8 protein-coding genes are annotated in these 12,901 nt (G+C 67.7%); 1 reads left to right on the top strand and 7 read right to left on the bottom strand.

Going from position 1 to position 12,901, the window contains the following annotated elements; translation table 11 throughout:
• Positions 1–160: 160 nt before the first annotated feature.
• The 7 genes from ACFWJX_RS26010 to ngcE all read right to left on the bottom strand — a co-directional run bounded on the left by ACFWJX_RS26010 (position 161) and on the right by ngcE (position 8,546).
• Positions 161–1,507, bottom strand: coding sequence for a sugar ABC transporter permease (locus ACFWJX_RS26010; protein WP_383247681.1), 1,347 nt, complete (start codon positions 1,505–1,507; stop codon positions 161–163).
• The gene (locus ACFWJX_RS26005; RefSeq protein WP_266463719.1) at positions 1,504–2,295 is read right to left on the bottom strand and encodes an ATP-binding cassette domain-containing protein; all 792 of its coding nucleotides are present in this window, start codon (positions 2,293–2,295) and stop codon (positions 1,504–1,506) included. Before ACFWJX_RS26005 ends, ACFWJX_RS26010 begins: the two co-directional genes overlap by 4 nt.
• A gap of 279 nt (positions 2,296–2,574) precedes the next feature.
• Positions 2,575–3,654 carry a sugar ABC transporter substrate-binding protein gene (locus tag ACFWJX_RS26000; RefSeq protein WP_383247678.1) on the bottom strand — a complete coding sequence of 360 codons (1,080 nt, stop codon included), beginning with the start codon at positions 3,652–3,654 and terminating at the stop codon, positions 2,575–2,577.
• A gap of 134 nt (positions 3,655–3,788) precedes the next feature.
• The gene (locus ACFWJX_RS25995; protein WP_383247675.1) at positions 3,789–4,988 is read right to left on the bottom strand and encodes an ROK family protein; all 1,200 of its coding nucleotides are present in this window, start codon (positions 4,986–4,988) and stop codon (positions 3,789–3,791) included.
• Between the two features lie 216 nt (positions 4,989–5,204).
• A complete protein-coding gene (locus ACFWJX_RS25990; protein WP_383247672.1) occupies positions 5,205–6,122 on the bottom strand; it encodes a carbohydrate ABC transporter permease in 918 nt (305 codons plus the stop codon).
• 2 nt (positions 6,123–6,124) lie between these two features.
• Positions 6,125–7,051: a carbohydrate ABC transporter permease gene (locus ACFWJX_RS25985; RefSeq protein WP_383247669.1), complete on the bottom strand. Its 927-nt coding sequence runs from the start codon at positions 7,049–7,051 to the stop codon at positions 6,125–6,127.
• A gap of 28 nt (positions 7,052–7,079) precedes the next feature.
• Entirely contained in the window at positions 7,080–8,546 is a 1,467-nt protein-coding gene (gene ngcE, locus ACFWJX_RS25980) for an N-acetylglucosamine/diacetylchitobiose ABC transporter substrate-binding protein (protein ID WP_383247666.1), read from the bottom strand.
• 548 nt (positions 8,547–9,094) lie between these two features.
• On the opposite strand from ngcE, the gene ACFWJX_RS25975 reads away from it, so the two are divergent.
• Positions 9,095–12,871, top strand: coding sequence for a GH92 family glycosyl hydrolase (locus ACFWJX_RS25975; protein ID WP_383247740.1), 3,777 nt, complete (start codon positions 9,095–9,097; stop codon positions 12,869–12,871).
• Positions 12,872–12,901 lie beyond the last annotated feature (30 nt).

The raw sequence follows: 12,901 nt of genomic DNA, 5'->3' as shown, positions 1-12,901 counted from the left end.
CGTCATGCGTCACGGATCGGCCGTACCCAGGATGTGGGCTTTCCATGACATGCCTGTGCGACTGACACGGCTGTGCGACATGACTGTGCCCGGCACTGTCACAGTGCCGGGCACAGTGGGGTCCTGCGGCGGGCGCGCCGTGCGACGCGCCCGCGAACCGTCAGCCGCGGCCGGCGGCCTTCTGGCTCTTGCGGGAGATCGAGTCGATGACGACCGCCCCGAGGAGAACACCACCGGTGATCATGTACTGGATCGAGGTGTTCATGTTCAGCAGGTCGAGACCGGTCTGGATGGACTGGATGACCAGCATGCCCAGGAGGGCCGACCACACGGTGCCACGGCCGCCGAAGAGGCTCGTGCCGCCGATGACCGCCGCGGCGATCGCCAGCATCAGCGTGTTGCCGCCACCGGCGTTCAGCGTGGCGCTGGCGGTCTGGCCGGCGAAGAACATGCCGCCGACCGCGGCGAAGCCACCGGCGATGGCGAACACCGTGATGCGGATCATCGGCACGTTGATACCGGCGCGGCGGGCCGCCTCGATGCCGCCGCCGACCGCGAAGACCTGACGGCCGAAGGTCGTACGGCGGAGCACGAAGTCGACGATGACCAGCGCGGCCAGGAAGATGACGAGCGCGTTGGAGACGCCGGCCGCGTTGTTCAGTACGGCCGCGGCCGTGAAGGACGCGACGGCGAGGGCGCCGACGCGCAGCAGGATCTCGCTGGTGGGCCGGTACGGCACGCCCGCGATGCGGCGGCGGCGCTGCTCGCCGAAGGAGCCGATGAGCATGGATGCGACACCGAGACCGGCCAGGACGTAGGCGCCGATGATGGCCTGGTCCATGAAGAACGAGTTCTGGCCGAGCAGGTGGACCGGACCGGAGTCGGACGGGATGTTGATGGTGCCGCTGGAGCCCAGCAGCCACAGCATCAGACCGTTCCAGCCCAGGAAGCCGGCCAGGGTCACCACGAAGGCCGGTACGCCGATCTTGGCGAAGAACCAGCCGTGCAGGGCGCCGATGGCGATGCCGGTGATGATCGTCAGCAGCAGCGACAGCCAGGGGTTCATGGTGTGGTTCACCACGAACACGGCGAACAGGGTGGAGGCCAGGCCGCTGACGGAACCGACGGAAAGGTCGATCTCGCCGAGCAGCAGGACGAACACCAGGCCGATGGCGAGCATGCCGGTGGCCGAGAGGAAGAAGCTGATGTTCGAGAGGTTCTCGGCGCTCAGGAACCGGTCGTTCTTGAACTGGAAGATCGTCCAGATGACGATCAGGCCGATGACCACCGGCAGCGAGCCCAGCTCGCCGCCCTTGACCTTGCGCTTGAACTCGGTGATGTAGCCCTTGAAGCCCTCTTCGCGGACCAGCAGGCGCGGGTCGACGACGGTGACCGGGGCGGCCGTGGGGTCGTCGGCGGGGGCGACGGTGTTCTGCTCCTCCACCACGCCCTCGGTCTTCTCGGCCTTGGTGGTGTCGCTCTTCACGGTCTTGGACGTGTCGCTCACTTTGCCGCCTCCGCGGTGCGACGCCCCGCACGACGGGTCACGGCGTTCTCCGTGGCACCCGTGATCGCGGCGATGATCTCTTCGTGGCTGGTGTCCTTCACGGGGAAGGAGCCGTTGTTCTTGCCGAGGCGCAGGACGGCGACGGTGTCCGCGACCGCCTTGACGTCGGCCATGTTGTGGCTGATGAGGATGACACCGAGGTCGCGCTCGCGCAGCCGCTCGACCAGGTCGAGGACCTGCGCGGTCTGCTCGACGCCGAGGGCGGCGGTGGGCTCGTCGAGGATGACGACCTTCGGGTCGCCGATCAGCGCGCGGGCGATGGCGACGACCTGGCGCTGACCGCCGGAGAGGCTCGCGATCGGGATGCGCACGCTCGGGATGCGGATGGAGAGGGTGGACAGCAGCTCGCGGGCGTTCTTCTCCATCGTCACCTCGTCGATGACGCCTCGGCGCAGCAGTTCGCGGCCGAGGTAGAGGTTGCCGACCACGTCGAGGTTGTCGCAGAGGGCGAGGTCCTGGTAGACCGTCGCGACGCCGAGGCCCTGGGCGTCGTGGGGCCTGTTGATGCTGACCGGCTTGCCCTCCCATTCGATGACTCCGTCATCGATGGGGTGGACACCCGCGATCGTCTTGACCAGGGTGGACTTTCCTGCGCCGTTGTCGCCCACCAGGGCGACCACTTCTCCGGCGTGGACCTCCAGTTCGACGTCGGTGAGTGCTTGCACCGCACCGAATCGCTTGGAGACTCCGCGCAACGCCAGCACGGGCGTAGCGGACACGTGAACCATCTCCTTCGCCGCCTGACCGGCGGGGATGCCGCGCTGTGAGAGGACAGGCGCGGAAGGGTGTGCACAACGCCGACGGGTACGGGGCGTTGACGCACGAGGTTTACAAGATGAACATGCGCGAGTCCGTCGCACTTGGCAACGGTTCCGTCCGACGCCCGCCCCGGCAGCGGGGTGTGAAGTGGGGCGGGCGTCGGAGGGGTCTCACGTGGCCGCTGGGCGGCCGGTGGCCCGGGTCCCGGGAGCGGGACCCGAGCCGGATGCGCACGGGGCGCGGGACCGCTACTGGAGGCCGGCGGCCTTGCAGGCGGCGGCGTACTCGGCGGTGCAGATCTCCTGGACCGTGTACAGCTTGTCCGCGATCACCGTGTCCTTGATGTTGGCCTTGGTGACCGAGACCGGGGTCAGCAGCTGGGAGGGGACCTTGTCGCCGGAGCCGCTGGTCAGCGTCTGGGTGGCGAGGGACTTGATGTCCTTGCCCTCGAGCAGGTTGACCGCGAGCTGGGCGGCGGCGTCCGCCTCCGGCTTGAAGGCCTTGTAGACGGTGGAGGACTGGGTACCGGCGACGATGCGCTGGATGCCCGCCAGCTCCGCATCCTGGCCGGTCAGCGGGATGCCGCTGATCTTCGCGCCCTTGAGGGTGTTGGCGATGCCACCGGCCATGCCGTCGTTGGCGGCGTAGACGCCCGCGATGTTCTTCGCGCCCAGCTGGGTGATCGCGGCGGACATCTTCTGCGCGGCGACGGTGTCCTTCCACAGGCCGGACTGCTCGTAGGCGATCTTGACCTTGCCGTCGAGGGCCTTGTGGGCGCCTTCCTTGAACTGGCCGGCGTTCGGGTCGGCGTCGTCACCGTTGATCATGACGACGTTCGCCGACGGGGTGGCCTTCGAGCCGAGCGCGTCGAGGAGGGCCTGGCCCTGGAGCTCGCCGACCTTGACGTTGTCGAAGGAGACGTACGCCGAGACCGGACCCTGCGCGAGGCGGTCGTAGGCGACGACCTTGACGCCCTTGTCCACCGCGGACTGGATGGAGGACTTGATGGCGGCGGAGTCCTGGGCGGAGACGACGATCACCTTGACGCCCTTGGTGACCATGCTGCTCATCTGCTGGGCCTGCTTGGCCGGGTCGGCGGCGGCGTTCGCGTACTGCACGTCGCAGTCGGAGCACAGCTCCTTGACCTTGGCCTCGAAGAGCGGCTTGTCGAACTTCTCGTAGCGCGCCGTGACGCTGTCGGGGAGCAGCAGGCCGATGGACTTGCTGTCGGAGCTGCTGCTGTCCGAGTCGTCGTCGCCGGCCTTGCCGCACGCGGCAACCGACAGGGCCATGGAGACGGCGGTGGCGCCGATCACGACTCTACGCATCGTTGCGTTCATTGGGGTGTGCCTCCCTGACAGGGCCGCAACGCTGCGGCCGAGGTGGCTGGAAGTCAACTCGGCCACACGTGCGACGTCAAGAAGTAAATACTTAACGAGATGGCAACGGCGTCATTCGTTCTCTAAGTGAAGGCAGGCGTGGCGGCCGACAGGGTGCCGTCCAAAAGGGTCGAATCACCCATCTCGCTGAGTGCGAGAGCGAGTGCTCCGAGCACCTCGGCGCGGCCGCCAAGTGCCCCCGGGAGAATGGTGAGTTGACGCGCCGCACTCGGGATCGCATAGCGGCCGACGGACTCCCTGATCGGCCCGAGCACCAGCTCACCGGCCTCGGCGAGATCACCGCCCAGGACCACCCGGCTCGGGTTCAGCAGGTTGCAGAGATTGGCGACTCCACTGCCGATGTGTCGGCCGACGTCGGCGATCACCCGACGGCAGCCCGGGTCTCCGTCCCTGGCCAGCCGCACGACTCCCTCCATGGTCAGGTCCGTGCCGTGGCTGGACTGGAGGAGCGGGAGCACGTAGCGCGCGGCCGCGAAGGTCTCCAGGCAGCCCCGGTTTCCGCAGCGGCAGACGGGGCCGGACTCATCGAGTGTAATATGCCCGATTTCTCCCGCGGTCCCGCCGGGACCCCGGTAGATCTTCCCCTCGATCACCAGACCGGCGCCGACACCGCTCGCGACCTTGATGTAAGCAAGATCACGAACGCCTCTGCCGCTGCCCCAGACCATCTCGCCCAGGGCGCCGAGGTTGGCGTCGTTGTCCACGTGCACCGTCACGCCGAGCCGCTCCCGCAGCTCCTCGGCGGGCTTGGTGCCGATCCAGCCGGGCAGGATCGCCGACGAACCGAGCGTGCCGGACTCCACGTCGATCGGACCGGGGACGCCGAGGCCCACCCCGGCGATCTTCGAACGGTCCACACCGGTGGCCTCGATCAGGCGGCTGACCAGCTGTTCCGCCCGGTCGAAGCCCTGCGTCGAGGAGGCGTCCACATCCAGCGGCTCGGACTCCTCGGCCAGCACCTGATGGGCGAGATTGCCTACGGCGACCCGTAGGTGCGTATGGCCGAAATCCACCCCGATGACGATGCCGGCGTCCCCGCTCAGGCTGACGCTGCGGGCCCTGCGGCCGCCCGCCGAAGTGGGCGTGACCTCGACGGTCCCGCCGTCCTTCAGTTCGCGCACGATGTTGGATACGGTCGCCGCGGACAACCCGGTGCTCCGGGCGATCTCCGCCTGCGTGAGGGACCCGGCCAGACGCACGGCGCGTACGACCCGCTCCAGGTTGGCTCGGTGCAGCGACGACTGCGACCCTGGAGTCTCCACGACGACCTCCTGCGCGCGGGACCGCTTCGATGAGGCCCCGTCTATGTCCAACTAGTGAACTCTAAGCTGAGCTGTTCGGGTTGCCTCCCGTCAAGAGGTTGAACACTAATCGCGTTCGTGCACACACCGAACGGTGCCGTCCCCGGACTCGGGAACGGCACGCGTTCGGGTGGTTTCACAGCGCTACGACGGCGTCCAAGTGATCAAGGGAGGGAGCTACTTCAGCGCCCCCGCGGTCAGTCCCTGCACGACCTGCCGCTGGAAGACGATGTACGCCGCCAGGACCGGCAGCATCGCCATCACCAGGCCCGCGAAAAGGCCGGACCAGTCACCCTTGTAGCCCTGGCTGACGGCCAGCTGGACCAGTCCCTGGGTGAGGACCCGCTTGTCGGGGTCGGTGTTGAGAACGGTGGGGAGCATGTACTGGTTCCACTGGCCCAGAAAGTTGAAGATCCCCACGCTGATCAGGCCGGGCTTGGCCATCGGCAGCATGATCTGGAAGAACGTACGGCTGTGCGAGGCGCCGTCGACGAACGCCGCCTCCGCCACCGACGAGGGCAGCGTGCGGAAGAACGCCGTCAGGAAGAACACCGTGAACGGCAGCGAGTACGCGATGTAGACCAGGATCAGGCCGTGGATCGTGTTCAGCAGGCCCATGTTGTTCACCACGTAGAACAGCGGGACCAGCGCGAGCATGATCGGGAAACTCATGCCGCCGACGAACAGGTAGTAGATGAAACGGTTTCCGGGGAAGTCGAACCGGGCCAGCACGTACGCCGCCATCGAGCCGAGCACCAGGGTGCCGATGAGCGAACCCCCCACCACCAGCACGGTGTTGAGGAAGTAGTCGCTCATGTTGGCCTCGGTCCAGGCCCGCGACCAGTTGTCGAAGTGCAGCCTGTCGGGCAGTGACCAGGGCGAGCCGAAGATGGCGCCGTCGTCCTTGAAGGAGGTCATCACCGCCCACAGCAACGGCAGGACGACCATCACCGCCCACACGACGAGGATGCCGTGCGAGAAGGCGTTGAGTGCCTGCCCCTCCTTCTTCGGCCGGGGCGTTCCGCCGCCCCCCGGAGCGTCCGTCTTCGTGACCGGAACGGGCGCCGGGGGCTCTGTGGTCTTCTCGATGCTCATGATCAGTACTCCAGCCGCTCGCGCCGGCCCAGCCGCATCACCAGCGCGGCGAAGGCCAGCGTCACGACGAGCAGGGCGACTCCGATGGTGGTGGCGTAGGCGGCCTGACCGTCACGGAACGCCTTCTGGTACACGTAGAGGACCATGACGGTGGTCGAGTAGTCGGGGCCGCCGGGCCCGGTCGTCATGATCTGGACGACGGCGAACGACTCCGCGCCGAGCGCGAGGATGCCCATGTACACCCAGCCGGACTGCACGGTGTCCCACAGCAGCGGCAGGGTGATGCGGAAGAACGTGGCGGCGCGGCCGGCGCCGTCGAGCAGTGCCGCCTCGTACAGGTCCGCCGGGATCGACGCCATGCCCGCGGAGAACAGCACGACGAAGAAGCCGACCGTGGACCAGACGAGCACCGCCATGACGCACCACAGCGCGAGACCCGGATCGCCCAGCCACAGCGGCTGCACGCCGTCCAGGCCGATCCCCCGCAGGAACGAGTTGATGGCGCCGCTGTCGGGGTTGTACGCGAAGGCGAACAACAGCGCCACGATGGCGATCGACAGCACCTGCGGAAAGAAATACACGATCTTGTAGAAGGACGATCCCCGGACGCCGGAAATCACCGGGCCGCCCCTCCTCTTCCGTCCGCCGACATTGATCATGAAGGCGAAGAACAGTGCCAGACCGATCGTCACCAGTGGCAGCACGACCGCGAACATCAAGCTGTGCTGCAAGGACTTCCAGAAGATCTCGTCGTCCAGCATCCTCCGGTAATTGTCCAGGCCGACCATCTTGAATTCGGGGCTCAGACCGGTCCAGTCCGTGAAGGAGTAGTAGATGGACTGGACGAACGGCCACACCACGAAGAGCGCGTACAGTCCCAGGGGCAGCGCCAGGAACCCCACGATGAACCGGTACTTGCCGTGCTGCATCGCCACTCCGGTGTCGTGATAATGCCGGTTACTGGTGCTTGTAGTGCTTGATCGAGGTGTCCTTGGCCGCCTCGTCGGCGTAAGCCTGGATCTTCTTGATCGCCTCCGCCGGGGTGAGCCGGCCGGCCATCATCTCGCCGAGCCCGGACACGCCGATCTTCTCCTTCTGCAACTGCACGTACCAGTCCTGAAGTCGCGGATTCACCACGTTCTGACCGGCCTTGTCCAGCGCGGCGACACCCGACTTGAGGCCGGGGGTGAGCGTGATGCCGTCCGTGCCGCCGTTGTACGCGGTCAGCGACTTGACCTTCGAGGTGAAGTTCTTCGAGGACGCCTCGCTGAGCATGATGCGCAGCTGCTCCATTCCGCCGGCCGGGTTCTTCGCCTTGGCCGGGACGACGAACGGCTCACCGCCGGAGGCCCAGATGGTGCCGAACGGCAGCTTGTCCGAGCTGTCGAGACCGGTGGGGGCGGAGACGGCGAGGCCGAAGTCGGCGGGGATGACGTTCGCCGACTCGTTCTCCACCCAGGAGCCGTTGGGGATGAACAGGGCCTTGCCCTTGGCCCACGCGGTCTGCGACTGGATGTGGTCCAGGCCGGGGGTGCCGCGGAGGATGTAGCCCTTCTCGTACAGCTCGTAGTAGGCGTCGAAACAGGCCTTGACCGCCGGGTGCTTCCAGGCGTTCGGCTCCAGGTTGTCGATGGCGTCGAGGACTTCGCGGCCGCCGACCTTACCGATCATCGGGTACAGAGAGAAGGGGATGTAGTACGGGTACTTGCCCGCGTACGTCCAGCCCGCCATGCCCTTCTTCTTGGCCTTCGCGCAGACCGCGAGCATCTCGTCCCAGGTCTCGGGATACGCGGAGTCCAGCGAGTCCAGGGCCTTCTGCGAGTACCAGACGCCGTACACGGTGTACGCGTAGTACATGATCCAGACCGGGTCGCCGTCGAACTGGCCCATCTCCACGATGCCGGGGCGCAGGGTGTCGCGGACCTTCTTGGCCGGGTCGTCGTAGGACGGCGCGTCCAGCAGCGGGGTGAGGTCGGCCAGCTGGCTCTTGCCGACCAGGACGCCCATGTCCATCTGCTCGGCGCCGGAGTTGTCGATGAGGTCCGGCGGGGTGCCCTGGTTGAACCGCGGCTGGAGGGTGGACTGGATCTTCTGGGTGGCCGAGAACTTCACCTTGGCGTCCGGGAAGTTCTGCTCGTAGATCTTCACGGCGTCCTCGGCGTACTCCTTGCCGAAACCGCCGTCGAACAGGACGAATTCCATCTGTGCGGTGTCATTCACGCCGAGCGGGTTCTTCTCGGTCTTCTTGCCGGTCTTGGCCTTGTCCTCGTCGCCGCCGCCCCCGCTGCTGGCGCAGGCGGAGAGGAAACCGACCGTGGGGACGGAGATCAGTCCGAGTGCTGCCGATCTCTTGATCAGATCGCGGCGGCCGACACCTTTCGAACCGCGGTTCTCGGCCGAATCGGACGCAGAAGTGGATCCCATGCTCAAGTCCTCGCCTTCTCCAGGACTCAGGCGGTGAACCGGATCCTTCCCGGCACCGCGGTCAGGTCAAGCAGGGTCGTGCGGATCGGGTGAATCGCCGACAGGTATAGTCCACTTCCCGCCACCGGACAAGATCGAATGCAAGGTTGGCCATGGGTCTTTTCCGAGTTGAGACCTGGCGGAAATATGAGCACACCGCGACCGGCTTGCCGGAAAATCGCCGGACATGAGCCTGCGGAGGGCACGCCGCGAAGCCGTGCGGGGTGCTTCGGAGTATCCGCGAAGGGGCCTCGGAGGACGGCCTGCGGGACCGACGGAGGTCACCTCGAGGGGCGGCTCACGGAACTTGGCGGAGGTTCCTCAGAGTTTTCGGATGGCGCAGTCAACGTCCTTGACATCACTTGCCACTTGGCCACCTACTGATTCCTGCGCATCGATGAAGACAACGTTGTCCGGCGCAGGGAGGGTGCTCGCGGATGCAGCGCTTCGTGGCTCGGCCGAGGTGGATCCGATGGAGACGGGCGGTCGTGTGCACGGCCGCTCTCGTCATGGCGGCGGGTACTCCGGGGGCGGCGGTCGCCCTGCCGGACCGGGCGCCGGAGCCGGTGGCGGGCCGGGGGCCCGACCGGGTGCCGGTGTCCGACCGGGAGTTCGCCTCCTCGTTCGAGACCGGTGAGCGTGCTCCCGACTGGCGGAGCACCGTGGAGTCGACGCCGGGCGGCGGGAAACGGGCGGCGGGGGTCGACGGCGGCTACGGCGGCGGGCTCCCGGGCGATGTGACCGACCGGGTCACGGATGTCCGGGCGAGTGCGGAGAACACGGCCGGCGGCGAGGTGAAGGAGAACCTCGTAGACGGCGAGGCGGGCACCAAGTGGCTGGCCTTCGAGGCCACCGGCTGGGTGGAGTTCGACCTGCCCGAGTCGGCGGCGGTGACCACGTATGCGCTTACCTCCGCCAATGACGCGGCCGAGCGCGACCCGGCGGACTGGACCCTGAAGGGCTCGGCGGACGGGGCCGACTGGACGACCGTCGACAGCCGCTCCGGGGAAACCTTCGACAAGCGGTTGCAGACGAGGACGTTCACGCTGGGCGCCCCCGCCTCCTACCGGCACTTCCGGCTGGAGGTGACGAAGAACCACGGCGCCGGGATCCTCCAGCTCGCCGACGTGCGGTTCGGCACGGGCGGGGGCGGTGACCCCGTACCGCCGGACATGCAGACCGTCGTCGACCGCGGGCCGAGCGGCTCTCCCACCGCCAAGGCACGCGCCGGCTTCACCGGACTGCGGGCCCTGCGCTACGCCGGGCGCCACACCGCCGAGGGGCACGGCTACTCGTACAACAAGGTCTTCGACGTGAACGTGCGGGTCGGCTCGCGCACCGGGCTGGCGTACCGGATCTTCCCGTCGATGGCCGAGGGCGACCTGGACTACGCGGCGACGAACGTGTCGGTGGACCTGGCGTTCACGGACGGGACCTACCTGAGCGGGCTCGGGGCGACCGACCAGTACGGCTTCGCGCTGTCGCCGCGCGGCCAGGGCGCGGCCAAGTCGCTGTACGTCAACCAGTGGAACGACGTGGTCGCGGGGATCGGCTCGGTGGCCGCCGGGAAGACGGTCGACCGGATCCTCGTCGCCTACGACTCCCCCCGCGGGCCCGCGCGGTTCCGGGGCTGGGTGGACGACATCGCGTTGCGCCCGGCCCCGCCCGAGGCTCCGAAAGCGCATCCGTCGGATTACGCGGTGACCACGCGCGGTACCAACTCCAGCGGGAGTTTCTCGCGCGGCAACGCGTTCCCGGCGACCGCCGTGCCGCACGGGTTCACCTTCTGGACGCCGGTGACCAACGCGTCCACCCTGGGCTGGCTGTACGACTACTCGCGCGGGAACAACGCCGACAACCTGCCCACGATCCAGGCGTTCGGCGCGAGCCACGAGCCGAGTCCGTGGATGGGTGACCGGCAGACGTTCCAGGTGATGCCGTCCGCGGCGACCGGCGTTCCGGACACCGGGCGGGCGGCGCGGGCGCTGCCGTTCCGGCATGCGAACGAGACGGCCCGGCCGTACTCCTACGGGGTGCGGTTCGAGAACGGGCTGAAGGCGGAGATGGCGCCGACCGATCACGCGGCGGCCCTGCGTTTCACCTATCCCGGCGACGACGCGAGCGTCGTCTTCGACAACGTCACCGATCAGGCGGGCCTGACGCTCGACACCGAGAAAGGCGTCGTAACCGGCTACTCGGACGTGAAGTCGGGGCTGTCGGCCGGTGCTACCCGGCTGTTCGTGTACGGCGAGTTCGACGCGCCGGTGACGGACGGGGCGTCGAACGGGGTGAAGGGCTATCTGCGGTTCGACGCGGGCGCCGACCGCGCGGTCACCCTGCGGCTGGCGACCTCACTGATCGGCGTCGACCAGGCCCGCGACAACCTGCGCCGGGAAATCCCGGAGGGAACCGCTTTCGAAACGGTCGAGCGGCGTGCTCAGCGGCAGTGGGACGAGCTCCTCGGCACGGTGGAGGTCGAGGGCGCCACCCTGGACCAGCTCACCACGCTGTACTCCAATCTGTACCGGCTGTACCTGTACCCCAACTCGGGCTTCGAGCAGGTCGGTTCGACGTACAAGTACGCATCGCCGTTCTCTCCGATGCCGGGCCCGGACACCCCGACGCACACCGGCGCGAAGATCGTGGACGGCAAGGTGTACGTCAACAACGGTTTCTGGGACACCTATCGGACGACCTGGCCGGCGTACTCGCTTCTGACGCCCACCCGGGCGGCGGAGCTGGCGGACGGGTTCGTGCAGCAGTACAAGGACGGCGGCTGGACCTCGCGCTGGTCCTCCCCGGGATACGCCGACCTGATGACCGGTACCTCGTCGGACGTCGCCTTCGCGGACGCCTACGTCAAGGGCGTCGGTCTCGACGCGGAGTCGGCGTACGACGCGGCGGTGAAGAACGCGACGGTCGTGCCGCCGTCGTCCGGCGTGGGCCGCAAGGGCATGGCCACCTCGCCCTTCCTCGGTTACACCCCCACCGACACGCATGAGGGCCTGTCCTGGGCCCTGGAGGGCTACCTGAACGACTACGGGATCGCCCGGATGGGCCAGGAACTGTTCAGGAAAACGGGCGAGAAACGTTACAAGGAGGAGTCGGAGTACTTCCTCAACCGCGCACAGGGCTATGTGCACCTGTTTGATTCAGAAGCCGGTTTCTTCCAGGGGCGGGACGCCGAGGGCGACTGGCGGGTGGAGTCGTCGGCGTACGACCCGCGGGTGTGGGGCTACGACTACACCGAGACCAACGGCTGGGGTTATGCCTTCACCGCTCCGCAGGACAGCCGGGGCCTGGCCAACCTCTACGGTGGCCGCGACGGCCTGGCGCAGAAGCTCGACACCTACTTCGCGACCCCGGAAACCGCTTCCCCCGAGTTCGTGGGTTCCTATGGCGGCGTCATCCACGAGATGACGGAGGCGCGGGATGTGCGGATGGGCATGTACGGGCACTCGAACCAGGTTGCCCACCACTCCCTCTACATGTACGACGCGGCCGGGCAGCCCTGGAAGGCGCAGGCCGGGGTGCGGGAGGTGCTGGCGCGGCTGTACACCGGCAGCGCGATCGGGCAGGGCTACCACGGTGACGAGGACAACGGCGAGCAGTCGGCCTGGTATCTGTTCTCCGCTCTCGGCTTCTACCCGCTGGTGATGGGCAGCGGCGAGTACGCGGTCGGCTCCCCGCTGTTCAAGAAGGCCACCGTCCACCTGGAGAACGGTGAGAAGTTGGTGATCCGGGCGCCGCGGAACAGTGCCCGCAACGTGTACGTGCAAGGCCTCAAGGTCAACGGCCGTCCCTGGACGTCGACCTCGCTCCCCCACGCGTTGCTGGCGAAGGGTGCGGTCCTCGACTTCGACATGGGCCCGAGGCCCTCGGCGTGGGGCAGCGGGAAGGGCGCGGCGCCCGTGTCGATCACCAAGGACGACAAGGTGCCGGCTCCGCGCACGGACGTCCTCAGGGGCGACGGCGCCCTGTTCGACAACACGTCGGCGACAGGGACCGGCGTGTCGGGGACGGTGGACCTGCCGGTCGGCGCCGACGAGAGGGCGGTCCAGTACACGCTGACGTCCGCCGAGCAGGCCGACGCACCGACGGCTTGGACACTTCAGGGCTCGTCCGACGGCGTGACCTGGACCGATCTGGACCGGCGCGCCGCCGAGTCGTTCCGCTGGGACCGGCAGACCCGGGCGTTCTCGATCACGCGGCCGGGCTCGTACCGGCACTACCGGTTGGCCTTCGACGGTCAAGCCATCGTCACGGAGGTCGAGTTGTTGTCATGATCCCGTAACTGACAGCGCTTGGTGGGTACA

It is taken from the genome of Streptomyces sp. NPDC058335 (assembly GCF_042723915.1).
In the GTDB taxonomy this organism is placed as follows: domain Bacteria; phylum Actinomycetota; class Actinomycetes; order Streptomycetales; family Streptomycetaceae; genus Streptomyces.
The sequence above is the reverse complement of the archived record's forward strand: the minus strand, read 5'-3'. Positions and strand labels throughout refer to the sequence as shown.